General features: G+C 58.2%; 22 protein-coding genes. 7 read left to right on the forward strand and 15 right to left on the reverse strand.

Annotation, left to right across the window (positions count from 1 at the left end):
* Positions 1–249 precede the first annotated feature (249 nt).
* Both EE949_RS27225 and EE949_RS27230 read right to left on the reverse strand, forming a co-directional pair.
* Positions 250–1,239, reverse strand: coding sequence for a phosphate ABC transporter substrate-binding protein PstS family protein (locus EE949_RS27225; RefSeq protein ID WP_122667126.1), 990 nt, complete (start codon positions 1,237–1,239; stop codon positions 250–252).
* A 170-nt stretch (positions 1,240–1,409) separates the two neighbouring features.
* Positions 1,410–2,702 carry an MFS transporter gene (locus EE949_RS27230; protein WP_122667127.1) on the reverse strand — a complete coding sequence of 431 codons (1,293 nt, stop codon included), beginning with the start codon at positions 2,700–2,702 and terminating at the stop codon, positions 1,410–1,412.
* 481 nt (positions 2,703–3,183) lie between these two features.
* Between EE949_RS27230 and EE949_RS27235 the strand changes: the two genes are divergently transcribed.
* Positions 3,184–3,585, forward strand: coding sequence for an acyl-CoA thioesterase (locus tag EE949_RS27235; RefSeq protein ID WP_027901946.1), 402 nt, complete (start codon positions 3,184–3,186; stop codon positions 3,583–3,585).
* Between the two features lie 192 nt (positions 3,586–3,777).
* Entirely contained in the window at positions 3,778–4,686 is a 909-nt protein-coding gene (locus EE949_RS27240) for a D-hexose-6-phosphate mutarotase (protein WP_122667128.1), read from the forward strand.
* Positions 4,687–4,818: 132 nt separating this feature from the next.
* Here the strand turns inward: EE949_RS27240 and EE949_RS27245 are convergent, their stop codons facing one another.
* The 5 genes from EE949_RS27245 to EE949_RS27265 form a co-directional block, all read right to left on the reverse strand.
* Complete coding sequence (locus EE949_RS27245; protein ID WP_027902269.1) at positions 4,819–5,352, reverse strand: DUF3299 domain-containing protein; 534 nt, start codon at positions 5,350–5,352, stop codon at positions 4,819–4,821.
* Between the two features lie 85 nt (positions 5,353–5,437).
* Positions 5,438–5,686, reverse strand: coding sequence for a GlsB/YeaQ/YmgE family stress response membrane protein (locus EE949_RS27250; protein ID WP_027902270.1), 249 nt, complete (start codon positions 5,684–5,686; stop codon positions 5,438–5,440).
* A 198-nt stretch (positions 5,687–5,884) separates the two neighbouring features.
* Complete coding sequence (locus EE949_RS27255) at positions 5,885–6,967, reverse strand: 5-(carboxyamino)imidazole ribonucleotide synthase (RefSeq protein ID WP_027902271.1); 1,083 nt, start codon at positions 6,965–6,967, stop codon at positions 5,885–5,887.
* 9 nt (positions 6,968–6,976) lie between these two features.
* Positions 6,977–7,468 carry a 5-(carboxyamino)imidazole ribonucleotide mutase gene (gene purE, locus EE949_RS27260; protein ID WP_027902272.1) on the reverse strand — a complete coding sequence of 164 codons (492 nt, stop codon included), beginning with the start codon at positions 7,466–7,468 and terminating at the stop codon, positions 6,977–6,979.
* A gap of 213 nt (positions 7,469–7,681) precedes the next feature.
* The gene (locus tag EE949_RS27265) at positions 7,682–8,593 is read right to left on the reverse strand and encodes a LysR substrate-binding domain-containing protein (RefSeq protein WP_122667129.1); all 912 of its coding nucleotides are present in this window, start codon (positions 8,591–8,593) and stop codon (positions 7,682–7,684) included.
* A gap of 335 nt (positions 8,594–8,928) precedes the next feature.
* On the opposite strand from EE949_RS27265, the gene EE949_RS27270 reads away from it, so the two are divergent.
* The 3 genes from EE949_RS27270 to EE949_RS27280 all read left to right on the forward strand — a co-directional run bounded on the left by EE949_RS27270 (position 8,929) and on the right by EE949_RS27280 (position 13,062).
* A complete protein-coding gene (locus tag EE949_RS27270) occupies positions 8,929–10,353 on the forward strand; it encodes an aspartate ammonia-lyase (protein WP_122667130.1) in 1,425 nt (474 codons plus the stop codon).
* Positions 10,354–10,581: 228 nt separating this feature from the next.
* Positions 10,582–12,030 carry an alanine/glycine:cation symporter family protein gene (locus tag EE949_RS27275; RefSeq protein WP_122667131.1) on the forward strand — a complete coding sequence of 483 codons (1,449 nt, stop codon included), beginning with the start codon at positions 10,582–10,584 and terminating at the stop codon, positions 12,028–12,030.
* A 27-nt stretch (positions 12,031–12,057) separates the two neighbouring features.
* The gene (locus EE949_RS27280) at positions 12,058–13,062 is read left to right on the forward strand and encodes an asparaginase (protein WP_122667132.1); all 1,005 of its coding nucleotides are present in this window, start codon (positions 12,058–12,060) and stop codon (positions 13,060–13,062) included.
* A gap of 161 nt (positions 13,063–13,223) precedes the next feature.
* Here the strand turns inward: EE949_RS27280 and EE949_RS27285 are convergent, their stop codons facing one another.
* The 5 genes from EE949_RS27285 to EE949_RS27305 are packed head-to-tail and all read right to left on the reverse strand — an operon-like array spanning position 13,224 to position 18,226.
* Positions 13,224–14,180, reverse strand: coding sequence for an isoaspartyl peptidase/L-asparaginase family protein (locus EE949_RS27285; RefSeq protein ID WP_122667133.1), 957 nt, complete (start codon positions 14,178–14,180; stop codon positions 13,224–13,226).
* On the reverse strand, positions 14,180–14,953 hold the full coding sequence (locus EE949_RS27290) for an amino acid ABC transporter ATP-binding protein (RefSeq protein ID WP_122667134.1): 774 nt from the start codon (positions 14,951–14,953) through the stop codon (positions 14,180–14,182). The genes EE949_RS27285 and EE949_RS27290 overlap by 1 nt, the downstream gene beginning before the upstream one ends.
* Entirely contained in the window at positions 14,950–16,038 is a 1,089-nt protein-coding gene (locus EE949_RS27295; RefSeq protein WP_240350462.1) for an amino acid ABC transporter permease, read from the reverse strand. Before EE949_RS27295 ends, EE949_RS27290 begins: the two co-directional genes overlap by 4 nt.
* A gap of 8 nt (positions 16,039–16,046) precedes the next feature.
* A complete protein-coding gene (locus EE949_RS27300; protein WP_122667136.1) occupies positions 16,047–17,201 on the reverse strand; it encodes an amino acid ABC transporter permease in 1,155 nt (384 codons plus the stop codon).
* A 29-nt stretch (positions 17,202–17,230) separates the two neighbouring features.
* Positions 17,231–18,226, reverse strand: a complete 996-nt coding sequence (locus EE949_RS27305) for an amino acid ABC transporter substrate-binding protein (protein WP_122667137.1) — start codon at positions 18,224–18,226, stop codon at positions 17,231–17,233.
* A 197-nt stretch (positions 18,227–18,423) separates the two neighbouring features.
* Here EE949_RS27305 and EE949_RS27310 point away from each other — a divergent pair, with 197 nt between their 5' ends.
* The gene (locus tag EE949_RS27310; RefSeq protein WP_099270115.1) at positions 18,424–19,296 is read left to right on the forward strand and encodes a LysR family transcriptional regulator; all 873 of its coding nucleotides are present in this window, start codon (positions 18,424–18,426) and stop codon (positions 19,294–19,296) included.
* Positions 19,297–19,456: 160 nt separating this feature from the next.
* Here the strand turns inward: EE949_RS27310 and EE949_RS27315 are convergent, their stop codons facing one another.
* A complete protein-coding gene (locus EE949_RS27315; RefSeq protein WP_122667138.1) occupies positions 19,457–20,341 on the reverse strand; it encodes a bestrophin family protein in 885 nt (294 codons plus the stop codon).
* A gap of 227 nt (positions 20,342–20,568) precedes the next feature.
* Between EE949_RS27315 and tkt the strand changes: the two genes are divergently transcribed.
* Positions 20,569–22,644, forward strand: coding sequence for a transketolase (gene tkt, locus EE949_RS27320; RefSeq protein WP_122667139.1), 2,076 nt, complete (start codon positions 20,569–20,571; stop codon positions 22,642–22,644).
* A 164-nt stretch (positions 22,645–22,808) separates the two neighbouring features.
* On the opposite strand, the gene EE949_RS27325 is transcribed toward tkt, so the two are convergent.
* Both EE949_RS27325 and EE949_RS27330 read right to left on the reverse strand, forming a co-directional pair.
* Positions 22,809–24,020 (reverse strand): YeeE/YedE family protein, encoded by a 1,212-nt coding sequence (locus EE949_RS27325; RefSeq protein ID WP_122667140.1) that lies wholly within the window; start codon positions 24,018–24,020, stop codon positions 22,809–22,811.
* 202 nt (positions 24,021–24,222) lie between these two features.
* Positions 24,223–25,767: a PLP-dependent aminotransferase family protein gene (locus EE949_RS27330; RefSeq protein WP_122667141.1), complete on the reverse strand. Its 1,545-nt coding sequence runs from the start codon at positions 25,765–25,767 to the stop codon at positions 24,223–24,225.
* Positions 25,768–25,825: the final 58 nt, after the last annotated feature.

Genomic DNA, 25,825 nt, shown 5'->3' on the forward strand with positions numbered 1-25,825 from the left:
CAGGCGGTCCTTGAAGGCGCGGATGCGGCGCCTGCGTTGCAGCTCAGGCGTATTGAAATCAATGCGCTTGGCAGGTGAATTCTGATTCATTGATGAATTGGCCAGATCATTCATGCGCACACCCTAGCCGCCCTGTATGACAAAAACATTACAGCGGGGTGACGCAAAAAAGCCCGCCCCCAGGATCATGGCAGCGAACTGTTCAGTTAATGGTGGGCCTGATTAGAACAGATCCCACCATAACCCGGATTATTTTGCGGTTGCTTCCAGCAGGCCCAGATCCGTCAGCGCCTTGGTCACAACCCTTGGCGGCAGCGGAATGTAACCGTCTTTCATGACCACTTCCTGCCCCTGCTTCGACAGGACCAGCTTGATAAATTCAGCCTCAAGGGGCGCCAGTGGCTTGTTCGGGGCCTTGTTGACGTAGACATAGAGGAAACGTGACAGCGGATAAGTGCCGTTCAACGCGTTGGCTTCATTGTCTTCAACAAACTCGCCACCCTCTTTCTTGGCCAGAGGCACGGTGCGAACGCTAGACGTTTTATAACCAATGCCCGAGTAACCAATACCGTTGAGTGAGCTGCTGATCGAGCTCACTACCGAAGCCGAGCCCGGCTGTTCATTCACATTAGCCTTGAAGTCGCCTTTGCACAGCGCTTCTTCTTTGAAGTAGCCGTAAGTGCCGGACACCGAATTACGACCAAACAGCTGAATCGGCTTGTTTGCCAGATCGCCAGTAATGCCAACATCGCCCCAGGTCTTGGCATCTGCCTTGCCACCGCACAGGCGGGTGACCGAGAAGATGGCATCCACTTGTGCCATGGTCAGCCCCTTGATCGGGTTGTCCTTGTGCACAAACACCGCCAAGGCATCGACTGCGACGGGAATGGCCGTGGGCTTGTAGCCGTATTTCTGCTCGAACGCCGACAGCTCGCCGTCTTTCATTTTGCGGCTCATCGGGCCCAGGTTGGCGGTGCCTTCGGTCAGTGCCGGTGGCGCAGTAGATGAACCTGCGGCCTGAATCTGAATGTTCACGCTCGGATATTCTTTCTTGTACGCCTCGGCCCACAGCGTCATAAGATTCGCCAAGGTATCGGAGCCCACGCTGGACAGGTTGCCAGACACACCCGATGTCTTGACGTATGGCTTGATCGACGGATCAACAACAGCGACCGCATTGGCGGTAGCAACGCCGGCGGCAACGAAGGTCAGTGCAGTGATCAAGCGTTTTAAAGTCATACCTTGCTCCGAGCGAGGTGAAGAAATAGGTCCGTTGGCCCGAGTATTGGCCGGACGCGTGACGACTCTATGACTTAATTGTGACAATTAAATGAAAGACCGCCATCCTTTTCAGGAATGGCGGTCTTGAGTAGAGCGCGGCGTGAGGGGAGGACTTCAGCTCAGAATGATCAGCGCTTTTTGGCGATCAGGTAGCAGCCAATCAGCATGCCCAGCACACATAGAATCGCCACATACCAGGCGGGTGCCATAGGGCTGGATTTGAGCATGAGCGTCACGACCATCGGCGTCAGGCCGCCAAAAATCGCGTAAGCCAGATTGTAAGAGAACGACAACCCCGAGAAACGCACCACTGCCGGGAATGCCTTGACCATCACGTACGGCACTGCGCCGATGACACCAACGAACAGGCCAGTCACTGCGTACAGCGGGAACAGCCAGTCCGGATTGGCCGCGAGCGAGTGGTACATGGTCCATGAGCTGATCAGCAAACCCAGGCTGCCGAACAGAAACACACGGCCAGCACCAATGCGATCGGCCAGTGCACCCGAACCGATGCAGCCCAGACTCAGGAAAACGATCGCCAGGCTATTAGCCTTCAGGGCCACAGCAGCCGGGAAGCCGAAGGTCGCGCCTTGCAGGATGGTCGGAGTCATCAGAATGACCACGATGATCCCCGCCGACAGCAACCAGGTCAGCAGCATCGAGATAGCAACTGCACCGCGGTGATCACGCAACACCGACTTGAGCGGTACTTCTTCGGCCAACGCTTTGCGCAACTGCAACTCGGCGAACACTGGCGTTTCGTGCAGCCAACGGCGCAGATACACCGACAACAGGCCGAACACACCGCCTACCAGGAACGGGATACGCCATGCGTAGTCGGACACCTCAATAGGGGTGTAGATGCTGTTGATGAGGGTCGCCATCAGGGAGCCGAGCAGAATGCCGGCCGTCAGACCACACGTCAGTGTGCCGCAGGCATAGCCAATATGACGCGCAGGAACGTGCTCGGAAACGAATACCCAGGCGCCTGGCACTTCACCGCCAATGGCCGCGCCCTGAATAACACGCATCAGCAGCAGCAGAATCGGTGCCCACATGCCGATCTGTGCGTAAGTTGGCAGCAGACCCATGATCAGCGTCGGCACCGCCATCATGAAAATGCTCAAAGTGAACATTTTCTTGCGCCCCAGCAGATCGCCGAAGTGCGCCATGATGATGCCGCCCAGAGGCCTGGCCAGATAACCCGCCGCAAAAATCCCGAAGGTCTGCATCATACGCAGCCATTCAGGCATATCTGCAGGGAAGAACAGCTTGCCGACCACTGCCGCGAAGAACACGAAAATGATGAAGTCGTAGAACTCTAGTGCGCCGCCCAACGCGGACAGCGACAAGGTCTTGTAGTCGTTGCGGGTCAGCGGGCGCGAAGGCTGCGCGGTACTCGAAGGCACAGTGGACATGAACAATACTTCTCTAAGGGGACTTCTCTTGAATAGGGTTAGCGACAGTAAAGCAGGTTACGGCGGGGTGGCCTGTAACTGCGATTGTCCGGAGCAACTGTGCGGATGGGCACCAAAATTGCGTGACACAGGCAGTCATGCCGCCTTGTCGGGTCCGGCACGATAGCAAATTGTTTCAAAAAGCACACAGCCTGATGCGTATATCGTCGAAATCAGTACTCGATGGTCGTTTCATGACGCATCGCCCGATATACTCGCAGACCGTCGGATTACTGTCGGTTGTGTGTCGGAATGTAGCGCACAAGCCTCAGTCAGTCGGGGGTGCTGTGCGAAATCAGCTGCCATTCAGCCGCTTTCGCAGAGTTTCCCCTTCAGGTGTTCCACCTGCGCTGAACGCTTTATGTTCACGCAAATGGTTTTGAATGGCGCCTGCCAACCGCGGCAACAATACTAAGAGTCATGGGTCAGAGGCACCCTAGGCATGATCGAGTTCGAACAAGAAGATCCAATCCCGCAAGGCGATCTCGCTTTGCAAATCACCGCACTACCCCGCGAAACCAACGGCTTCGGCGATATTTTCGGCGGCTGGCTGGTATCACAGATGGATCTGGCAGGCACCGCAATGGCCAGCAAGATCGCTGGCGGGCGCGTTGCCACAGTGGCCATTGATCGCATGGCGTTCCTGGTGCCGGTGGCAGTGGGCGCGCAGCTGTCCTTTTATACCCAGGCACTGGAAATCGGCCGCAGCTCCATCCAGATGATGGTTGAGGTCTGGAGTGATGACCCACTGTCCAGCGAATGGCGCAAAGTGACCGAGGCGGTGTTTGTGTTTGTGGCTATAGATGGCAGCGGGCGCACCCGCTCGGTACCTGCTCGGCGCTGAGGCTGTGTAATTTGTAATTGTAGGAGCTGCCGAAGGCTGCGAAAGGCGAATTCCTGAAGCACCGCGATTCGCAGCCTTCGGCAGCTCCTACAGTAAATACACTCCAAAGAAGGTAAGGCTGGCTGGAGAAAGGTAAACTCCCCGACCTGGACACGGTCCATTTTGTCTTAGTCTTTGTTTGAGAGTTTCTATATGCCAACGCCCCAGGTCGAATCCGTCACCATCGATGAGCTCAACTGCTGGCGCATCAGCCACGGCGATGCCGAACTGGTTGTCGCCCAGCAGGGTGCGCATATCGTCAGTTACAAGCTCGCGGGGCAGCAGCCGCTGATCTGGTCCAACCCGGACGCCTCCTTCAAAAAGGGCAAGGCGATTCGCGGCGGCATGCCGGTTTGCTGGCCCTGGTTTGGCAATCTTCAGCGCAACCCGGAAAGCGTGCAGGCCATGCGTCAAAGCGATGCGCCCGCCAACGCCCACGGCGAAGTACGTACCATTGACTGGGAGTTGATGGGCATGGCCGAGGATGACGACGCGCTGATCGTTGATTTCATCCAGCCCAAAACGGAAGGCAAGCTGCCAGGCTGGCCGCATAACGTAGGCCTGAAACTGAGCATTCGTCTGGACGAAGCGTTGAACGTCAGCCTCGTCAGTTACAACTCCGGCACCGAAACCGTGAGCTTCAGTCAGGCGCTGCACACCTATTTCGCCGTCAGCGACGTACGCGAGATCAGCATCAAAGGCCTCGATGGCGTGAAATACATCGAGACTCTGGAAAACTGGGAAGAGCGTAAGCAATCCGGCGAGCTGCAATTTACAGGTGAAACCGACCGCATTTACCTCAACACTCCTGACATGCTGAGCATCATCGACCCGCAATGGCAGCGCAAAATCCACATCTGCACCAACGGCTCCAAGTCATCGGTGGTATGGAACCCGTGGACCGAGAAAACCAAAAGCTTCAACGATATGGCCGCTGATGGGTGGCAGGGCATGGTCTGCGTCGAAACAGCCAACGTGCTGGACGATATCGTGACTCTGGAGCCAGAGCAGATGCATGTGCTGGATGTGAGTGTCTGGGCTGAGTCTTTGTCAGAAGCCTGATTTCTGTAGGAGCGCGCTTGCCCGCGATGAACGATGACCCGTTCCAACTGACGGACCTCAGCGCCTTTATCGCGGGCAAGCACCGCTCCCACAGGTCATATGCAGTCCAGTATTTGCGGATTGCTCAAAACGCTACAAATCCGCTTCAACCACTACCCGCGCTTTCTCTGCATCCATTGCATAAGCCGCATCAGCCAGATCGTTGCTGACCTTTTCAACCTTCAATTTGCCGACCACCCACAGCGGCGTGTAGATGTCTTCAATCTTCAAGCCTTTGGGATAACGCACCAGCACTAACTGATTAGGTGGCGGTGGCGGCACGTGAATACATGCGCCCGGATACGGAACAAGGAAAAACAGCGTGCTGTGCCCCTTGGCATCGGTTTCCAGTGGAACCGGGTAACCCCCCAAGCGTACTTCCTTGCCGTTCATGGCCGGTACGGTCTTGGCTGAGTACATGACAGCCGGCAAACCCTTGCTTTGTTTCAAGCCACCTTTGCTGTCAAACGTCCCTTGGGCTTCCGGGGAGTTGTGATCAATTTCGGGCATGGCTTCGAGGGCTTTCTGATCGGACTTGGGCATTAGGTCCAGCCAGTCGGTTTCAGGAATTTCAGCGCGGGCCAGGCCGCAGATCAGAAGCAGGGGAATAACTAAAAGACGGCGCATCGAAAGGCTCGGCAAGAGTGGGGAGTTGAATAACTGCCCGGCATTCTAGCCCTCTGCGTGCCGGAACGCAGAGGGCCATTGAACATCAGCTTTTCTTTTTGATCAGGCCGAAGATCACCAACAGTACGATTGCGCCAACCAATGCACCCAGGAAGCCTGCGCCTTCGCCTGCCTGATAGATGCCCAGCGCCTGACCGCCATAAGTAGCCGCCAGCGAACCGCCGATGCCCAACAGAATGGTCATGATCCAACCCATGCTGTCATCGCCGGGCTTGAGGAAGCGCGCCAGCAGGCCAACGATCAAGCCGATGAAGATGGTTCCGATAATACCCATGCCGTTTTCCCTCTCAAATAAGTGATATGCCGAAGCTTAGTCAGCCATCGGCATCACGCTATCAGAGAGGTGCGGGATTGGAATGGTTCAATGCATAAGACAGGCACAAAATCTGTAGGAGCTGCCGAAGGCTGCGAAAGGGATATGTCTGGCACCCCGCTTTCGCAGCCTTCGGCAGCTCCTACAAGGGCGTCTTGATCAGTTTTTGATCAACGCCTCAACCAGCTTCACCTGGCGATCCAGCGTTGCGCGGTCTGCGCTGCGCACGGTGGCGTGGCCCACTTTACGGCCTGCTTTGAACGCTTTGCCGTAGTGATGCAGGTGGCAATCATCAATAGCGGTCACTTTATCCACAGCCGGCACTTCACCGATGAAGTTGAGCATTGCGCTCTCCCCCACCTTGGCCGTCGACCCCAGCGGCAAGCCCGCAACCGCCCGCAGGTGGTTTTCGAACTGGCTGCATTCGGCACCTTCGGTGGTCCAGTGTCCTGAGTTGTGCACGCGAGGCGCGATTTCGTTGGCTTTCAGGCCGCCATCGACTTCAAAGAACTCGAAGGCCAGCACGCCAACGTAATCGAGCTGCTTGAGCACACGACCTGCGTAATCTTCAGCCAGGGCTTGCAGCGGGTGATCGGTGCTGGCAATGGAGATACGCAGGATGCCGTTGTCGTGGGTGTTGTGCACCAGCGGGTAGAAACGGGTTTCCCCGTCGCGAGCGCGCACGGCGATCAACGACACTTCACCGGTGAACGGCACAAACCCTTCCAGCAGGCAGGCAACGCTGCCCAGTTCCGCGAAAGTACCTTCGACGTCAGCTGCGGTGCGCAGGACTTTCTGGCCCTTGCCGTCGTAACCCAGGGTACGTGTCTTGAGCACTGCAGGCAGGCCGATAGCGGCGACTGCAGCATCCAGATCAGCCTGGGATTGAATGTCGGCGAACTCGGGCGTCGGTATGCCCAGGTCCTTGAACATGCTTTTTTCGAACCAGCGATCACGGGCGATGCGCAGCGCTTCCGCGCTCGGATAAACCGGCACGAACTGCGACAGGAACGCCACGGTTTCTGCAGGTACGCTTTCGAACTCGAAGGTCACCAGATCCACTTCATCAGCCAGCTGACGCAGATGATCCTGATCGCCGTAATCGGCACGCAGATGTTCGCCCAATGCGGCTGCGCACGCGTCTGGCGCGGGGTCCAGAAAGGCGAAGTTCATCCCCAGCGGGGTTCCCGCCAGGGCCAACATGCGACCTAGCTGGCCGCCACCGATTACACCGATCTTCATTGCAAAACCTCAGGCGTCGCGCGGGTCTGGATTGTCCAGAACGCTGTCTGTCTGCTCAGTGCGGAATTTCTTCAACACTGCGTGGAATTGTGGATGCTTGGCGCCCAGGATGCTGGCAGAGAGCAGCGCTGCGTTGATCGCACCGGCCTTGCCGATGGCGAGGGTCGCAACCGGAATACCGGCAGGCATCTGCACGATGGACAGCAACGAGTCGACGCCCGACAGCATGGAGGACTGGACCGGAACGCCCAGTACCGGCAGGTGGGTCTTGGCCGCACACATGCCCGGCAAGTGAGCAGCACCGCCAGCACCGGCGATGATCACTTCAATACCGCGTGCTTCAGCCTGTTCGGCATACTGGAACAGCAAGTCCGGAGTGCGGTGCGCAGACACCACTTTCACTTCGTACGGAATGCCGAGCTTTTCCAGCATATCGGCGGTGTGGCTAAGGGTGGACCAATCGGACTTGGAGCCCATGATCACGCCAACCAGTGCGCTCATCGTCGTGCCTCTCATCGGGCGCCCGCAGGCGCATCAAAAAACAAACAAGCCACGCGGGAGGACCGGCGTGGCTTGCTGTACGAATAATGACCGGTCGAGCCGGCCAAAGGCCGCGCAGTATACCCCAAAGAGAAGCGTTTAAAGCACCCCCCACGACCATCTGTCTTACAGGCTACTTGTGAGCTGTGAAGCACGTATTTGCTGACTTGCGAGTCAAGCACCATCGGGCGTGGCAGCGCTCTCAAGCTTGCGCCACAACAAGCGCACGTTGGCCTTGCGCACCAGCGCGCAGCGATACAGGCGGATCTCCAGCGGGATATGCCATTGTGAACCGCCGCATTCGACCAGTTCGCCGCGGGCCAACTCGGCACGCACACTTAGCCGGGGTACCCAGGCGATGCCCAGACCTTCCAGTGCCATGCTCTTCAAGCTGTCGGCCATGGCCGTTTCATAGACCGTGGTGAAGCGCAGGTTTCGCTGGCGCAGCAACAAGTTCACCGAACGGCCTAGAAAGGCACCCGCGCTGTAGGCCAGAAGCGGCACGCTGCTACCATCCTCCAGACTAAACAACGGCTGGCCGCTCTCGTCAGCCGCACAGACCGGTAGCATTTCGGTGTGGGCCAGATGCAGCGACGGGAAGATTTCCGGGTCCATCTGCAGGGCAGCGTCCGGATCGTAGAAGGCCAGCATCAGATCGCAGCCACCTTCGCGCAAGGCATGCACCGCGTCGCCAACGTTAGTGGCAACCAACCGCGTGGCGATATTCAGGCCTTCGTTGCGCAACCGGGCAATCCATCGTGGGAAGAAGCCCAGCGCCAAGGAGTGTGCCGCTGCAACCTGCATGACCTCGCCCTGCCCGCCCTCCAGATGATGCAAGTGACGCAGCACCTCACCCAGTTGCTCGACCACGGTACGCGCCGTGACCAGAAACAACTGGCCAGCCGCCGTCAGCTCGATGGGCGTACGCGAGCGATTGACCAGCGTCAGCCCTAGCGCCGCTTCAAGGCTGCGAATACGCCGACTGAAAGCCGGTTGCGTCACAAAACGCTTCTCCGCCGCCTGGGAAAAACTGCGCGTAGAGGCCAGCGCACTGAAGTCTTCCAGCCATTTGCTTTCCAGATTCATGTTGTCCTCTTATCTGCGACCCTATTCATCTTCATCTGACCTGGAGTGAATTCTGTGGGAGCGGTGCTTGCCCGCGATAAGGCTGGACGCGGGTTCATGTTAGAACTCGTTGTCACTATCGCGGGCAAGCACCGCTCCCACAAACACCGCTCCTACAGAGACCCTGCTAACCGCCGCAAATGTATATACACGCCAGTAACACTCATCGCGTCACGTCCGCATTATGCCGTTTCGGCATGGCCCAGTATGCAACAGCATTGGTCAAAAATCGCCGTTGAGACCAGTATCGGCGGCGTTCCGGCATTGTCCGTGCCTCTCTTGAGACTATCTCTATCATGTCCTCGCCTGCATCATCGCGCATCGAAAAAGACCTGCTTGGTGTTCTCGAAGTACCTGCTGACGCGTATTACGGTATTCAGACGTTGCGGGCGGTGAACAATTTTCACCTTTCCGGCGTTCCGCTTTCCCACTACCCGAAGCTGGTTGTCGGCCTGGCGATGGTCAAACAGGCAGCCGCTGATGCAAACCATCAGTTGGGCCACCTCAATGCGACCAAGCACGCCGCCATCAGCGAAGCGTGTGCGCGTCTGATCCGCGGTGATTTCCACGAGCACTTCGTGGTGGACATGATTCAAGGCGGCGCTGGCACTTCAACCAACATGAATGCCAACGAAGTGATCGCCAACATTGCCCTCGAAGCAATGGGCCTGGAAAAAGGCGATTACAAACAGCTGCACCCGAACAACGATGTCAACATGGCTCAATCGACCAACGACGCCTACCCGACCGCTATTCGTCTGGGTTTGCTGCTGGGTCACGACGCCCTGCTGGCCAGCCTCGACAGCCTGATTCAGGCGTTCGCCGCCAAAGGCCAGGAATTCAACCACGTACTGAAAATGGGCCGTACCCAGTTGCAGGACGCTGTGCCGATGACCCTCGGTCAGGAATTCCGCGCCTTCGCCACCACGCTCACCGAAGACCTGAACCGTCTGCGCAGCCTCGCACCAGAATTGCTGACCGAAGTGAACCTGGGCGGCACCGCCATCGGTACTGGCATCAACGCCGACCCTGGCTACCAGAAGCTTGCCGTTGACCGTCTGGCGATCATCAGCGGCCAACCACTGGTGCCGGCGGCTGACCTGATCGAAGCCACTTCCGACATGGGCGCCTTCGTGCTGTTCTCCGGCATGCTCAAGCGTACCGCCGTCAAACTGTCGAAGATCTGTAACGACCTGCGCCTGCTGTCCAGCGGCCCACGCACCGGCATCAACGAAATCAACCTGCCAGCGCGCCAGCCAGGCAGCTCGATCATGCCTGGCAAGGTCAACCCGGTTATCCCGGAAGCGGTCAACATGGTTGCCTTCGAAATCATCGGCAACGACCTGGCACTGACCATGGCCGCCGAAGGCGGTCAATTGCAGCTCAACGTGATGGAGCCGCTGATCGCTTACAAGATTTTCGATTCGATCCGCCTGCTGCAACGCGCCATGGACATGCTGCGCGAGCACTGCATCGTCGGCATCACCGCCAACGAAACACGCTGCCGCGAACTGGTCGAGCACTCCATCGGACTGGTCACCGCACTGAACCCGTACATCGGTTATGAAAACGCCACCCGTATCGCCCGTATCGCCTTGGAAACCGGCCGCGGCGTACTGGAACTGGTTCGCGAAGAAGGCTTGCTGGACGACGCCATGCTCGACGATATCCTGCGGCCGGAAAACATGATTGCTCCACGTCTGGTCCCGTTGAAGGCGTGATGAATTGCACGATTGCCACAAGCTCACCAGGTTGAGGGACTAGACACTCCTCTCCCTTTTGGGGGTCCCGAGATGATTCTCTCCGGACCCTTTTTTTTACCTGCAAAACGCCCACTGCCAAAAACAACAAGGACGTATCGCTGCACTGGAAAGGAAAAGTATTGCAGACGCAAGACGAGCGCACCGGTATAGTGCGCGCCCCCTAAAAACAACAGCGAGGATTCTCCAATGCTTGAAGTCATTAACGACTTCCTTTCGGGCAAAGTGCTGATCGTACTGATCGTAGGGCTCGGCGGTTATTTCACGATTCGTTCGCGTTTCGTCCAGTTTCGCCACTTTTTCCACATGTTCGCTGTTTTCAGGGATAGTTTACGCAACAGCACCGGCCAGCTCAGTTCCTTCCAGGCATTGATGCTCAGCCTTGCCGGACGTGTCGGTGCAGGCAACATTGCCGGTGTCGGTATTGCCGTGACACTCGGTGGCCCGGGCGCCGTGTTCTGGATGTGGGTCACCGCACTGGTGGGCATGGCCAGCAGCTTCATCGAGTGTTCCCTCGCTCAGTTGTACAAACGCAAAGACTCCGAAGGCCAATTCCGTGGCGGTCCGGCGTATTACATTCAGCATGGTCTGGGTAAGCGCTGGTTGGGGATGGTCATGGCAGTGTTGCTGCTGGTGACCTTCGGTTTTGCCTTCAACGGCCTGCAATCCCACGCGGTAACCGACTCCCTCAAAGGCGCGTTCGGCATCGACACCATGACCACCGGCATCTGCCTGGTGGTGCTCCTGGGCCTTGCATTCGTCGGTGGCATCAAGCGTATCGCGGCGATCTCGGACCTGCTGGTACCGGTCAAGACCCTGATCTACATCGCTGTGACCATCTACGTCATCGTCCTGCAGATCGACCACGTTCCAGCCATGCTGGCGACCATCGTCAAAAGCGCATTTGGTCTGGACCCGGTGTTTGGCGGCCTGATCGGCAGCGCAATCGTCATGGGCGTGAAACGCGGCGTGTTCGCAAACGAAGCCGGTCTGGGCAGTGCGCCGAACGTGGCCGCCGTTGCACAGGTTGAACACCCGATTTCACAAGGTGTGGTTCAGGCATTCAGCGTGTTCCTCGACACCTTCGTGATCTGCACCTGCACCGCGTTGCTTATTCTGCTCTCGGGCATCTACGACGTGGGCTACAGCGGCAACGGTATCGTTCTGGCACAGAACTCGCTGGCAGCAGTCGTCGGTGACTGGGGTCGTATCTTCATCAGCGTTGCGTTGGCGCTGTTCGTCTTCACTTCGATTCTCTACAACTACTACCTGGGCGAAAACAGCCTGCGTTTCCTGGTGGGCGAGAGCAAGAAAGCCATCGTCGGCTATCGGGTTTTCGTGCTGGTGCTGATCCTCTGGGGTGCCGTCGTTGATCTCAACACCGTGTTCGCCTTCGCCGACATCACCATGACGCTGCTGGCCTTCGTTAACTTGATCGCTCTGGCAATGTTGTTCAAAGTCGCCATGCGCATCCTGCGCGACTACGATGCGCAACGTAAGGCGGGCATCAAGACTCCAGTATTCGATTCGAGCCAGTTCCCGGATCTGGATCTGGACCGCACCGCATGGCCTGCCAACCCTGACCAGACACCGGTCAACCCGGTTGAGGCCTCAGCAAAGCCTGCTACTCAAGCCTGATAGCGACTGTCATACCGGAGAAGAACCATGACTCATGAACAGCCACAACCCGCTCAGCGAGTGATGGTTCTTTATACCGGCGGCACCATCGGCATGCAGGCCAGCGCCAACGGGCTGGCGCCTGCATCGGGTTTCGAGGCACGCATGGCCGGGCAACTGGCCGAATTGCCTGATCTGGTGGTGCCTGAATGGCGCTTTCGTGAGATGGCACCGCTGATCGACAGCGCCAACATGACACCGGCTTACTGGCTGCGTCTGCGCGAAGCAGTCATCGACGCCGTTGATGTCGAGGGTTGCGACGCGGTGTTGATCCTTCACGGCACTGACACACTGGCGTACAGCGCCGCAGCCATGAGCTTTCAGTTGCTGGGGCTTCGTGCACCGGTGCTGTTTACCGGCTCAATGCTGCCTGCTGGCGTCCCGGACAGCGATGCCTGGGAAAACGTCAATGGCTCACTGGTCGCGCTGGGTAAAGGTCTGACGTCGGGCGTGCATTTGTACTTCCACGGTGAATTGCTGGCACCGACCCGCTGCGCAAAAGTCCGCAGCTTCGGTCGCCATCCGTTCGCAGCACTTAACCGCGCCCACAGCGGCGAAACACCGACTGCGCACTCTGCGCAGCTGGATTATCGCCTGCCTAAAGTCGCGGCCAGTGTGGCCATCCTGCCGCTGTTTCCGGGTATCGGCGCAGCCCAGTTGAACGCTGTTATCAACAGCGGCGTTCAGGGTCTGGTGCTTGAATGCTTCGGCAGCGGCACCGGCCCCAGCGATGACCCGGCTTTCCTGAACAGCCTGGAACGCGCCCACCAACAAGGCATCTGCGTGGTTGCAATCACGCAGTGCCATGAAGGCGGCGTGGAACTGGACGTCTACGAAGCGGGAAGCCGCCTGCGCGGTGCAGGCGTGCTGTCCGGAGGCGGCATGACCCGCGAAGCAGCGCTGGGCAAGCTGCATCTGTTGCTGGGTGCAGGCTTGCCACTCGATGAAGTGCGGCGCCTGGTTGAAGTGGACCTGTGCGGGGAGCTGCGTTAAGCGCGGCGAACACTCGAACCTGTGGGAGCGAATTCATTCGCGAAAGCGGTGTGTCAGACCCAGATACTTTTCAGGACGCCCTCTTCGCGAATGAATTCGCTCCCACAGTGAATGTCATTTCAAACCAGACGTTTGCAGCGCCTGTGGCCAAAAGATCAACTTTAAGCCAGATGCAGACGATCATCCGCCGCATAAATCGCAGTATGCAAACCACCCTGATCATCACGCCACGCGCGGTACATGCCCGGTGTATTGAAGCTCAATGCGGTTTCGCCGGTTGGCGATACGGCAATCACGCCACCGTTGCCACCCATGGCTTTCAACTCACCTGACACGACTGTGTCGCAGGCCGTGTTGAGCGTTTCGCCAGTCAGCAACACTCGGGATGCAATGTTGTGGGCCACCACCGTGCGAATGAAGTATTCGCCATGGCCCGTCGCAGAGATCGCTGCGCTGCGGTCGTCTGCCCAGGTGCCGGAGCCAATCAACGGCGAGTCGCCGATACGTCCAAAACGCTTGTTGGTAATCCCGCCAGTAGACGTCGCTGCTGCCACATGGCCGTGACGGTCCAGAGCCACTGCGCCCACGGTGCCGAACTTCTTGTCGACGCCGCCTGGCTCCAGCGAGACGCTATTAGGTTGTTGAAGCTGGGTTTGCCACTGACGGCGACGCAGGTCGGTGTCGTACCAGTCGTTGCTCACACGCTCCAGATCCTGTGTTTCCAGAAACGCGTCAGCGCCGACGCCCGCCAGCAACACATGCTCGCTGTGCTCAAGTACTGCACGCGCAGCAAGAATCGGGTTACGCACAAAGTGAATCCCTGCCACAGCACCCGCCTCACGATTGGCGCCGTGCATGATCGCCGCGTCCAGTTCGTGATCACCGGTGTGGGTGAATACGGCACCTTTACCGGCGTTGAACCACGGGCACTCTTCCAGCTCGATAACCGCTGCCTGCACTGCATCCAGGCTGCTGCCGTCCTGCTCGAGCAACGTCAGACCCGCTTTCAGTGCACGTAACAAAGCCTCGTGAATGGCGGTTTCGTCTTCCGGCGTCAGCAAACCCGGAGTCAGTACGCCCGCCCCACCGTGCAGAGCTATAGCAATAGGGTTGGCCATCACGCGTGGACTCCGTGGTCGAGGATCTGATTGAGGAAACGACGGGTGCGCTCGGATTCCGGCGCTGAGAAGAAACGATCCGGTGTCGCCTGCTCGACGATTTCACCCTGATCCATGAACACGACACGATCGGCGACTTTGCGGGCAAAACCCATTTCGTGAGTCACGCAAATCATCGTCATGCCTTCCTGTGCCAGACCAGTCATGACTTCCAGTACTTCGGCAATCATCTCCGGGTCGAGCGCTGAAGTCGGCTCATCGAACAGCATGACTTTGGGCTGCATGCACAACGCACGGGCAATCGCGATGCGCTGCTGCTGGCCACCGGAAAGTTGCGATGGAAACTTGTTGGCGTGATCGCGCATGCGCACTTTGTCCAGCAGGGCCAGAGCACGCTCAATGGCTTCCTTCTCCGGCACGCCGAGGTTGGAAGTCTGTGGCAACGTACAGTTCTTCAGCACCGTGAGGTGCGGGAACAGGTTGAAATGCTGGAAGCACATGCCGACTTGTCGGCGAATGCGCTCCAGGCGTTTCACGTTGCCGTCGAGCACTTCGCCGAGCACTTCGATAGTGCCTTGCTGATGCTGTTCCAGTTGATTGATGCAACGAATCAAAGTGGATTTGCCCGAACCCGAAGGACCGCAAATCACCACTTTCTCGCCCGGTTTGACCGACAACGAGATGTCCCGCAGGACGTGGGATTGGCCATACCATTTGTTCAGTTGCTCGATACGCACGATAGGGGCTGCGTCAGCCTCGCGATGATCAGTCATGAGCGGTTCTGTTCCAGTTTCTTTTCAAGGTGCCGGGCATAGCGCGACAGTGCGAAGCAGACGACGAAGAAGTAGATCGCCAGGAAAATGTAGATCTCGTGGCCATAGCCCACCCATTCCGGCGCGGCGGCGGTGCTCATGGCGATGCCGACGATGTCCAGCACGCCGACGATCATGACCAGCGTGGTTTCCTTGAACAGGCCGATGAATTGCGTCAGCAGCGGCGCAATCGACTGTTTCAAGACTTGCGGCAGGACAATCTGACCCATGGTTTTCCAGTAGCCGAAACCCAGCGCCTGAGCCGCTTCGTATTGACCCTTCGGCAGGTTCTGCAAACCACCGCGCAAGGTCTCGGCCATGTACGCGGCGGTGAACAGGATCAGCACCAGTTGCACGCGCAGCAGGATGTCGAAAGCAGAACCCGGCGGCAGGAACAGCTGGATCATCAGCGAGGCCATGAACAGCAGCGAGATGACCGGCACAGAGCGCACCAGCTCGATGTACATCACGCTCAGGATGCGAATCACAGGCTTCTTCGAGCGCCGCCCCAAGGCCAGCAAAATGCCGATCGGCAGCGCGAAGATCATGCCCACCGTGCCCAGAAACACCGTCACCATCATCCCCGCGAACTTGGTCGACGAAATCTCCGGCAAACCCGCGCCGCCTTTGAGCAACCACCACATGACCACCGGCAGTAGCGCCAGGTATCCAATCAGTAGGCGACGATCCAGACGTTTGAAGAACAGCAGCACGAAAGCGAAAACCGCCAAAAACAGCGCCAGGTTGACCCGCCAGCGCTCAGCCTCCGGATAGAAGCCGTACACGAACAGGTTCCAGCGCTGGGTAATCGGCAGCCAGCACGCGCCGTGGGGGTTGCAGTCAGTGCGCGCAGTGCCGACGAACGTGGCATCGAACACCAGCCAGTTCAGCGCTGCCGGAATACTCCACAGCAGCAGCGCCAGCACGGCAACGGTGAGTAAACCATGGCCGACGCTTGGGAACAGATGCTCACGCGTCCACTCCCGAACTCGTACCGGCAGCGGTTTAGTCGGCGGCAGGCGCGCAGGGGATGCTTGATTGATCATGTTCATCCTCAATGACCTCGCTGACCGATGCGATGGTTGTAGATGTTCATCGCAATGGAAATCAGCAGGCTCATGATGCAGTACGTGCCCATCACCAGCGCGATGCACTCAATGGCCTGGCCGGTCTGGTTCAAGGTGGTCCCGCCGGTCGACGAGACCATTTCCATGAAGCCGATGACCACGCCCAGGGAGGAGTTCTTGACGATGTTCAGATAGGTGTTGGTGACCTGCGGGATCATCGGATAGATCGCTTGCGGGACGATCAACTGCCGCATGGTCGGCCCGTATTCGAAGCCCAGTGCCTTGGCCGCTTCGTACTGGCCGCGCTGCACCGACTGGATGGCACCACGGACAATTTCGGCAATGTAACTGGCGCTGTAAAAAGACAACGCCAACCACAAGGCAAGCAGCTCCGGCACCAGCGCTACACCACCTTTGAAGCCGAAGCCTTTGGCAACCGGGACTTCCCAATGCCAGTGCGCGTCGCTCAGGGCATACACCAGCAGCGGCAACAGCACCGCGCCCGCCAATAGCAGCGGCCAGCGTCGAGGCGTAAAACTGCGCCATTTGGCCTTGGCATCACGAAAGCGACAGGCGATCAAACCGAGCAAAGCGCCCAATGCCATCAAAGCCAGGCCCCAACCCACCAGCGAGCCTTGTTCGGGCCATGGCAACATCAGACCGCTGTTGCTCAGATAAGCCACATCAAAAATCGAAACCGCCTGCCTTACGCCGGGCAACGCCAGCGCCAGGCCGTACCACCAGACCAGATGTACCACCAGCGGCACGTTGCGCAGAAATTCGATAGTCGCACCGGCCAGACGGTTGATCAGCCAGTTTTCGGAAACCTTGCACAGCCCCAACGCCACGCCCACGACGGTGGCGGTCACAACGCTCATTACCGAGACCAGCAAGGTGTTGAGCAATCCCACCAGATACGCACGGCCGTAGCTGTCGTTGGGGGTGAAGTCGATCAGTTTGAAGCTGATGTCGTAACCGGCACGCTGTGACAGAAAGTCAAAGCCGGAAGCAATGTTCAGCGCTTTCAAATTGAGACTGGCGTTGTGCGCCAGCACGTAAAACACAGCTGCAACAATGGCCAGAACCAGGCCTTGCTGCAGCACGCTCAGCACTCGAGCGTTCTGCAAGCGTTGGGTCCACATGAAGATAATTCCGTTGGAGAGTGACGCGATCAGCGGATTGGTGGCGCGTACAGCAGGCCCTGATCTTTCCACGAGCGGTTAAGGCCGCGAGGGAAATTCAGAATGGTTTTCTCGCCGAGGTTGCGGTCGTAGATTTCGGCGTAATTGCCGACCTGCTTGATGGCGCGATACGCCCAGTCGTTATCCATACCGAATGCCTTGCCTACGGTGCCTTCAGTACCCAGCAAACGGGCTACGTCCGCCGAGCCGCCTTTCTTGGCGCGCATTTCATCGACGTTGGCCGAGGTGATGCCGAACTCTTCGGCAGTCATCAGCGCATAGGCGGTCCAGGTCACGATGTTGCGCCACACGGTATCGCCTTGAGCAACGTACGCACCCAATGGCTCTTTAGAGATCACTTCAGGCAGCAACGCATAGTCTTGCGGGTTGTTCATCACCGCACGACGCGAAGCCAGGCCCGACAAGTCATTGGAAATCGCGTTGCAACGACCACTCTGGAAGGCAGCGAACAACTCGGGGCTCTTCTCGATGATCACGGTCTTGTAGGTCAGGCCACGCTGGCTGAAATAGTCGTCCAGGTTCTGTTCCGACGTGGTGCCCGGTGACAGGCAAAACGTTGCGCCATCCAGGTCAGTCAGCTTCTCGATGCCATCTTTGGCGTGGGTCATGAAGCCCTGACCGTCGTAGAACCAGACGGTGGTGAAATCAACGCCAAGGCTGGCAACGCGATCAGCCGTCCAGGACGTCGCACGGGACAGCACGTCGATTTCGCCAGAGGCCAGTGCAGTGAAACGGTTCTTGCCGGTGGTCGCGATGTACTCAACCTTGCTCGCGTCGCCCAACACAGCGGCTGCTACGCCACGGCAGAGATCAACATCCATGCCGGTCCATTGGCCTTTGTCATCAATCAACGAAAAACCTGGTTTGTCACTGGCAACGCCGCAACGTACTGCGCCATGCGCCTTGACCTTGTCCAGCACGCCGGCCTGCGCGGCCGCTGCACCTACCAGGCTGATCAGCAACATTGACGACTTGAAGAAAGTCTTAAGACCATTCCGTTTTTGCATAGCATTGCCCCTTCTACGACAGATTTTTCTAGTTATGGATGAACCACGATGGATCGGCAGGTGGCGATTACCTGCACAATAGCCATACAAAACCCGCATGCGTTAGCGACTGTTGATCCACTATGCTGGTCGCGCTATCGAATTTTGGAATAACTATGGATATCGATTGGTACGAAGACTTTCTGGCCCTGGCCGATACCGGCAAGTTTACCGCCGCTGCCAGCATGCGCGGTTCATCGCAATCGGCGCTGAGCAGACGCATCCAGTTGCTGGAAACCCGCTTGGGCGCGACGCTGATAGATCGCAGCAAAAATCCCATTCGGTTGACCGCTGCTGGCGAAGCCTTACTACCCAATGCCTCGGAACTGGTGCGCCTGGCACGCGATTGCGAGCAAAGCGTGAAGATCATCGACCGCCCCCTGACCTTTGCCTCGCTGCATACCTTGGGCTGTAATTTCTTTCCGGACTGGATTAGTCAGTTCTCGTCCGCCGAGTCGCCCATGTTCACCCGCATCGATACGGGCTATCGCAGTACCGATGATTACTACATGGCGCTGATGTCCGGCCGTTGCGACTTTATCCTGTTCTACCGCGACGCCCAGACCGAACCCTATTCCCGACAAAGCGAGTTTGAAGAGCTGTCGCTGGGCCACGACGAGCTGTACTGGGTGGCAACGCCAGAAGTGGCGGCACGCTGCGCCAACTCCGATGCGCCCATCCCATGGCTGACCTATGCCCGTAGCGCGCAACTGCATGACCTCTCACACAAACAGGTCAAACGCCACCCGCAACCGCACCGCCTGCGCCGGGTGTTCGAAGCCACCGTATCGGAAGCCCTTAAACCCATGGCCGCCGCCGGGCACGGCGTAGCCTGCATGCCACACACCATGGTTGCGCCGTTGATCGAACGAAAAGAGTTGGTGCGCCTTTATCCGGAGATGGAGTCCGACCACCTTGAAGTGATTCTGGTGCGCTGGCGGGGTAACAGGAATGCCGAGGCAGATGCGTTTTGGAGGCGGATTTCTTGAAACGCTTTAAATAGGTTATTGCCTTTGTGGGAGCGGTGCTTGCCCGCGATAAGGCTGGACGCGGTTCACTTTAGATCGCGTCCAGCCTTATCGCGGGCAAGCACCGCTCCCACAGGGATAGCATTCCAATTCAAACCAATTTGGAGCGTTCGTTTTCCGGTTAAACCGTACTCTCAACCTTCGCGTCCCGAAGCATGGACTCCAGGTTGCGCTCGATGTTTTCGCACAGCTTGGTCATCTGGATTTCATGCTCGCTGGCCTTGAATGGGCTTTGCAGGTCGGTGCCGATCTTTTCGATGGCCAGCAGCATGAAGCCGACGACGGTTGAAGCCAGCGGGGTGTACCAACCCAACGTGTCGACCAGACCAATCGGCAGGATTACGCAGAACAGGCTGATGAACAAACGCGGGAACGCCACGTAGGGATAAGGCAGCGGCGTGTTGGCGATACGCTCCATCCCGCCCTGGCAGTTGGAGAGCTCCACCATTGTCGATTCGAGGCGCGCCAGACGGATGCTGTCCAGACGGCCGGCCTTGTACTCTTTGGCCAACAGTGCAGCCGACGTATTAAGTATGTCGTTGGGGAAGTTGTTGGTTTCGTGCCTGCGTGCGTATTCCTCGCGGGTTATCAATGACTGTACTTCGTCGCCACAGGATTCACCCTTCAGATGCGCAGACAGGCATTTCACGAAGGCCACATGGCGACGCAGCAACACTGCTTTCACGGGGTTCAGCTCGCCGTCATCCTCAACCAGCGTCAGCACCTGACGGGCGAAGCTGCGGGAGTTGTTAACCAGCGCACCCCACAAGGTGCGCGCTTCCCACCAACGGTTGTAGGCGCTGGAGTTACGGAAACTGGTGAGAACAACAAGGGCCGACGCCAGCAAGGTCAACGGCATGGAGGGCAGACTGATCTTGCGCTCCAGGAAGAGCATGAAGTCGGCTGTAACCACGATGTCCCACAGCAACAGCCAGAACAGTGACCAGCCCACATAACCAATGGTTTTGATCAGAAATCGGTACTTGTCGATGATGGCTTGCTTCAAAACGATTACCTCATGGGCTACTGCGTAATACACGCCGCTCCCTGCTTCGAATGCCTTTGAGGTATATGGTTCGCGACCGACCGCATAAAAGCTGAACCGTTTAATGTTCAGTTAAGGTTGGGCCGTAATGGCCATCGGACAGCCTCAAATTACAAGGAACAAACCGCCCTCGGCTGCGCTCCACACTTATCTGGATGTTCAGCAGCACGTCACTGAGGGTAAATTCAATGGGCTCGTCTTTTTCCAGCGAACAACGCACCGCACGCGACCAACTCTGTATCAACACCATTCGCACGCTGGCCATGGATGCCGTGCAGAAGGCCAACTCCGGCCACCCTGGCACACCAATGGCGCTGGCCCCTGTGGGCTACACCGTCTGGAACCAGTTTCTGCGCTACCACCCTGAACATCCGGACTGGCCGAATCGCGACCGCTTCGTGCTGTCGGTCGGCCATGCCTCCATGTTGCTGTACTCCCTGCTGCATCTGGCAGGGGTCGTGGAAATCGATGAGCACGGCAAGCCTTCGGGTAAACCCGCCGTGAGCCTGGAGGACATCAAGCAGTTTCGCCAGATGGACTCAAAGACCCCCGGCCACCCGGAATACCGCATGACCACAGGCGTGGAAACCACCACCGGCCCGCTCGGCCAGGGCTGCGCCAATAGCGTCGGTATGGCGATGGCCGAGCGCTGGCTGGGGGAACGTTTCAATGCGCCGCAGCGCACGCTGTTCGATTACAACGTGTATGTGCTGTGCGGCGACGGCGACATGATGGAGGGCGTGACCGCAGAAGCCGCGTCCATGGCCGGGCATCTCAAGCTTGCCAACCTCTGCTGGATCTACGACAACAACACCATCAGCATCGAAGGCCACACCGAACTGGCCTTCAGCGAAGACGTGCAAACCCGCTTTGAAGGCTACGGCTGGAACACTTTGCATGTGGCCGACGCCAACGACACCGAAGCGCTGGCCCGCGCCATCGAGGTGTTCAAACGCACCGATGACGCGCCGACCCTGATCGTGGTCGACAGCGTGATCGGCTATGGCTCGCCAAACAAACACAACACCGCAGCGGCCCATGGCGAGCCCTTGGGTGACGATGAAATCAAGCTGACCAAGAAAGCCTATGGCTGGGATGAAAACTCCAGCTTTCTGGTGCCCGACGAAGCGCGCACCTGGTTGCGCGACGCCCTGATTGAGCGCAACGCCAGCGATTATGAAAGCTGGCAGGGCGCGCTCAATAAGCTGGAAGAAGAACAAGCAGATCTGGCCGATGAGCTGCAACGCATGCGCGCCGGAGAAATGCCCGAGCAGTGGCAGGACAACCTGCAAACCTTCGAGACCGACGCCAAAGGCATCGCATCACGCGCGTCCGGTGGCAAGGTCCTCAATGCCTTTGCAGCGAAGATTCCGTGGTTGCTGGGCGGATCGGCTGACTTGTCACCTTCGACCAAAACCAACTTGACGTTCGACGGGGCCGGGAGTTTTTCCGCCGAAAATTACAGCGGCCGCAACTTGCACTTCGGTATTCGCGAACACGCCATGGGTTCTATCGCCAACGGCATGGCGCTGTCCTATGTCCGACCTTATACCTCGACGTTTCTGGTGTTCAGCGACTACATGAAGCCGCCGATTCGCCTGGCGTCGATCATGGAATTGCCGGTGATCTTCGTTTTCACCCATGACTCTATCGGCGTTGGCGAAGACGGCCCAACTCACCAGCCTATCGAGCAGTTGACCCAGCTTCGCGCGACGCCCGGCTTGCTGACACTGCGCCCCGGTGATGCGAATGAAACCGCACAGGCCTGGAAAATCGCCTTGGCGCAAACCAGTCGTCCTTCGTGCATCGTGCTCTCGCGACAACCGCTGCCCACGCTGGACCGCACGCAATACGCGTCGGCAGAAGGGCTAGCGAAAGGCGCTTATGTGCTAGCCGATGCGAAAGACGGCGAACCTGAGGTGATTTTGATTGCTACGGGCAGTGAAGTGGGCCTGGCCGTGAAGGCTTTCGAACAGTTGAAAGCCCAAGGCGTTGCCGCTCGTGTGGTGTCGATGCCGAGTTGGGAGCTGTTTGAAGATCAGGATCAGGCTTATCGCGACAGCGTATTCCCGCCCTCTGTCACCGCCAGGGTGGCGGTGGAGCAGGCAGGCCCGTTGGGTTGGGATCGCTACGTCGGCAACACCGGGGCCAAAGTGACGATGAACACTTTCGGCGCCTCGGCCCCCATCGACAAACTGCAGGCCAAGTTTGGCTTTACGGTGGAGAACATCGTGCAGCTGGCGAGGGAGCAGTTGGAGCAGTGATCCCTTGTGGGAGATTCTATGCTGGCCTGCAAACACACATCCCGTGGGAGCGAATTCATTCGCGAAGAGGCCGGTGCATCCGCAGGCTATGTACCGCCTGGAGTGAAGCCTTCGCGAATAAATTCGCTCCCACAGGATTTGCTACAGCAGGTCAATGGTGTCGATCAGCAACCGCTCAACGCAACCTGCGGCTTCTCACCCGCAAAGAAGAACGGGCGGAATCTCACACCAACCACGTTCCCGACATACGCGGCCACCAGCCACAACCAACCATGCAGGCTGCCGGAAGCAATGCCACTGAAGTACGCGCCAATGTTGCAGCCGTATGCCAGACGCGAACCGTAACCCAGCAGCAAACCACCAATCACCGCCGCAACGATGGAGCGAGCGGGAATTTTCAGGTTCGGCGCGAATTTTCCTGCCAGACCAGCGGCCAGCAACGCACCAATCATGATGCCGATGTCCATCACGCTGGTGATGTCTTCCCACACGGGTGCAGCCAAAGCCTTGGCATTGGCCGGCATCTGCCAGAACGCCCAACTGCCGACATCAACACCCAGCGAGCCTGCAACCTTGGCGCCCCACAAGGCAAAAGCCGAGGTGATGCCCCATGGGCGACCAGCCAGTGCAAGGGTCGCATAGTTGAGCAGCGCCAGACCAATCGCGCCCCACACCAGCGGCCATGGGCCGTGCAGGAACCGGCGCAAACCGACGTATTCGCTTGTCACTGCTAATTCCAGTTGGCCGTGACGACGCTTTTCCAGACGCACAGTGACGAATGCAATAACAGCGAACACTGCCAGGCTCAGCAGCAACGCAGGGATCACACCAAAGCTTTTAACGATGGACGTTGCAGGGAAAGACGGCAGCGCAAACCACCAGTCAACGTGATGCGTCGCGATCAACGAACCGAGGATGAAGAACAGCAGGGTCACCAGCATTCGTGCGTTACCGCCGCCCGCAGTGAACAGGGTCCCGGATGCACAGCCGCCACCCAGTTGCATGCCGATGCCAAAGATGAAAGCACCAAACACCACCGATACGCCTGCTGGCGCAACCAGCCCATTGACTGGCTGACCAAACAACGTACCTGCACCCAGCGCCGGGAAGAACAGCACCACGGCGATAGCGAGCATGACCATTTGCGCACGCAAGCCAGCACCACGACGCTCGCGAATGAACACCCGCCATGCAGAGGTGAAACCGAAAGCGGCGTGGTACAGCGTCAGACCCAATGCCGCGCCAACGATGAGCAGAAGCACCTGACGCACACCCACGCTGCTCAGCAGAAACATCGCGATGAACAGCAACAGAAAAGTAGCAATAAGCGGCGCACCGGGCTTGCGAGCCGGTGCCGCAGCAAGAGAAGTACTCATGAGAAGTCTCGGTTTTAAAGGGGTAATGGCGGCGAGTATATCGCGCACATGCTTTCAGCAGCCTGCCGAACTATCGGTAAACAGTTCAACCCGCGGGACCGGATTCATCCGGGATGGCGATATTCCTGACGGCGCAAACGCTGTGAATGTACCGGCCTCTTCGCGAATGAATTCGCTCCCACAGGGTATGCGCTGACCTCGGTCAATCCCGCCAGACCTGTTTCAGCCTTTCCAGCGCTGCCACGATGTCCACCTCCGGGACCGCAGCAAAGCCCAGTACCAGCCCTGCCCTGTTATCCACTGGCTCGCTGGATTCAGGCAGCCAATAACTGCTTAACGGGCTGATCTCTACGTCGACGCTACTGGCTTTTTCAATCAGCTCTGTCTCCCGCGCCTGGCTGTCTACCTTCACCGCGACATGCAGTCCGGCGACGACTTTGGGCATCGCCGCGCAACCAGGGATATCGTCGGGCCAGTGACTCAACAAGGTGTTGCGACGGCTCAATGCAGCGCGGCGCATCCTGCGGATATGGCGCTGAAAGTGCCCCGCCGCGATGAACTCAGCCATCACCGCCTGGGTGCTGACTTCAGAGTGGCGCATGTCCACAGCACGGCGCCGACTGAACGGTTCAACCAGACCTGCAGGCAGCACCAGGTAACCCAGACGCAATCCGGGATAGGCAATTTTGCCGAAGGTACCGACGTATAAAACCCGACCACTGCGGTCCAGCGCCGCCAAAGGTGCCAGGGGCGCACCGCTGTAGCGGTACTCGCCGTCGTAGTCATCCTCGACAACCCAGCCTCGTGTTTTTTCGGCCCAGGCAAGCAACTCCAAGCGCCGGGCAAGACTCATGACCACACCTGTCGGGTATTGATGCGAAGGCGTGACATACGCAAGTTTGCAGGGATTTCGCTCCAGCTCGTGGCAACACAAGCCCTCCTCGTCCACCGCAATTCCGTGCAACTTCGCCCCCGCCACCGCGAAGGCATGCCCTGCCGCACGGTATCCGGGATTTTCGATAGCAACGCCGTCGCCCTCCTCCAGCAGCAACTGTGCACAAAGACTTATCGCCTGCTGTGCGCCACTGGTGATTACTATTTGCTCAACGGCGCATTGCAAGCCTCGCGAAGTACGCAGATAGACCGCAATCAATTCACGTAGCAGTGGATAACCTGCGGCCTCGCCGTAGCCGAGCAAGGCCAGGTCAGGCTTACGCCAAAACGCTGAATAGAGCTTGCCCCACGTCGCAAAAGGGAACAGATCGAACGCGGGCACACCGACTCGAAACGCCCGAGGCGCGCCTGACAGCGGAGGATTCAAGTAATGGCGTGCAAGCCGCTCGACCGCCGGACTGTGGATAACTTCAGCAGCTGTATTTTCAGCTAATAAATCGGATTTTGTGGATAACCCTGTGGGTAAGGCTGTTGGTAACCCTGTGGACACTTTTGTGGATAGTTTTTTGCCAAGGATTGCAGAGCCGGATAACCGGGCGACATAAGTCCCATCGCCGATTCGCCCTTGGGTAAAGCCTTCTGCGTACAGTTGGTCGTAAGCGCGCATCACGCTATTGCGGGAAATGCCCAGGGATTGAGCCAGATCCCGGCTGGCAGGCAACCGAGTCCCGCTGCTCAAACGCCCGTCGAGAATACGCACGCGCATGGCCTCGTAAAGCTGACGGCTCAGCCCTTGGTGACGATCAAGCTCGATACCGGTCAGGCTGAAGGGAAACGACGGCGGCTGGGACATAAATTGGCCCTATCAAATTGGCGATTAATGGCTCTTACAACAGGCCAATAGCCTGCCT

Source organism: Pseudomonas viridiflava, from assembly GCF_900602065.1.
Taxonomy (GTDB): Bacteria; Pseudomonadota; Gammaproteobacteria; order Pseudomonadales; family Pseudomonadaceae; genus Aquipseudomonas.

Bases quoted from the DNA above. Each gene is read 5' to 3' on its own strand.
- EE949_RS27225 (WP_122667126.1), bottom strand. From the start codon at position 1,239: ATGACTTTAAAACGCTTGATCACTGCACTGACCTTCGTTGCCGCCGGC.
- EE949_RS27230 (WP_122667127.1), bottom strand. From the start codon at position 2,702: ATGTCCACTGTGCCTTCGAGTACCGCGCAGCCTTCGCGCCCGCTGACC.
- EE949_RS27235 (WP_027901946.1), top strand. From the start codon at position 3,184: ATGATCGAGTTCGAACAAGAAGATCCAATCCCGCAAGGCGATCTCGCT.
- EE949_RS27240 (WP_122667128.1), top strand. From the start codon at position 3,778: ATGCCAACGCCCCAGGTCGAATCCGTCACCATCGATGAGCTCAACTGC.
- EE949_RS27245 (WP_027902269.1), bottom strand. From the start codon at position 5,352: ATGCGCCGTCTTTTAGTTATTCCCCTGCTTCTGATCTGCGGCCTGGCC.
- EE949_RS27250 (WP_027902270.1), bottom strand. From the start codon at position 5,686: ATGGGTATTATCGGAACCATCTTCATCGGCTTGATCGTTGGCCTGCTG.
- EE949_RS27255 (WP_027902271.1), bottom strand. From the start codon at position 6,967: ATGAAGATCGGTGTAATCGGTGGCGGCCAGCTAGGTCGCATGTTGGCC.
- purE (WP_027902272.1), bottom strand. From the start codon at position 7,468: ATGAGCGCACTGGTTGGCGTGATCATGGGCTCCAAGTCCGATTGGTCC.
- EE949_RS27265 (WP_122667129.1), bottom strand. From the start codon at position 8,593: ATGAATCTGGAAAGCAAATGGCTGGAAGACTTCAGTGCGCTGGCCTCT.
- EE949_RS27270 (WP_122667130.1), top strand. From the start codon at position 8,929: ATGTCCTCGCCTGCATCATCGCGCATCGAAAAAGACCTGCTTGGTGTT.
- EE949_RS27275 (WP_122667131.1), top strand. From the start codon at position 10,582: ATGCTTGAAGTCATTAACGACTTCCTTTCGGGCAAAGTGCTGATCGTA.
- EE949_RS27280 (WP_122667132.1), top strand. From the start codon at position 12,058: ATGACTCATGAACAGCCACAACCCGCTCAGCGAGTGATGGTTCTTTAT.
- EE949_RS27285 (WP_122667133.1), bottom strand. From the start codon at position 14,180: ATGGCCAACCCTATTGCTATAGCTCTGCACGGTGGGGCGGGCGTACTG.
- EE949_RS27290 (WP_122667134.1), bottom strand. From the start codon at position 14,953: ATGACTGATCATCGCGAGGCTGACGCAGCCCCTATCGTGCGTATCGAG.
- EE949_RS27295 (WP_240350462.1), bottom strand. From the start codon at position 16,038: ATGATCAATCAAGCATCCCCTGCGCGCCTGCCGCCGACTAAACCGCTG.
- EE949_RS27300 (WP_122667136.1), bottom strand. From the start codon at position 17,201: ATGTGGACCCAACGCTTGCAGAACGCTCGAGTGCTGAGCGTGCTGCAG.
- EE949_RS27305 (WP_122667137.1), bottom strand. From the start codon at position 18,226: ATGTTGCTGATCAGCCTGGTAGGTGCAGCGGCCGCGCAGGCCGGCGTG.
- EE949_RS27310 (WP_099270115.1), top strand. From the start codon at position 18,424: ATGGATATCGATTGGTACGAAGACTTTCTGGCCCTGGCCGATACCGGC.
- tkt (WP_122667139.1), top strand. From the start codon at position 20,569: ATGGGCTCGTCTTTTTCCAGCGAACAACGCACCGCACGCGACCAACTC.
- EE949_RS27325 (WP_122667140.1), bottom strand. From the start codon at position 24,020: ATGAGTACTTCTCTTGCTGCGGCACCGGCTCGCAAGCCCGGTGCGCCG.
- EE949_RS27330 (WP_122667141.1), bottom strand. From the start codon at position 25,767: ATGTCCCAGCCGCCGTCGTTTCCCTTCAGCCTGACCGGTATCGAGCTT.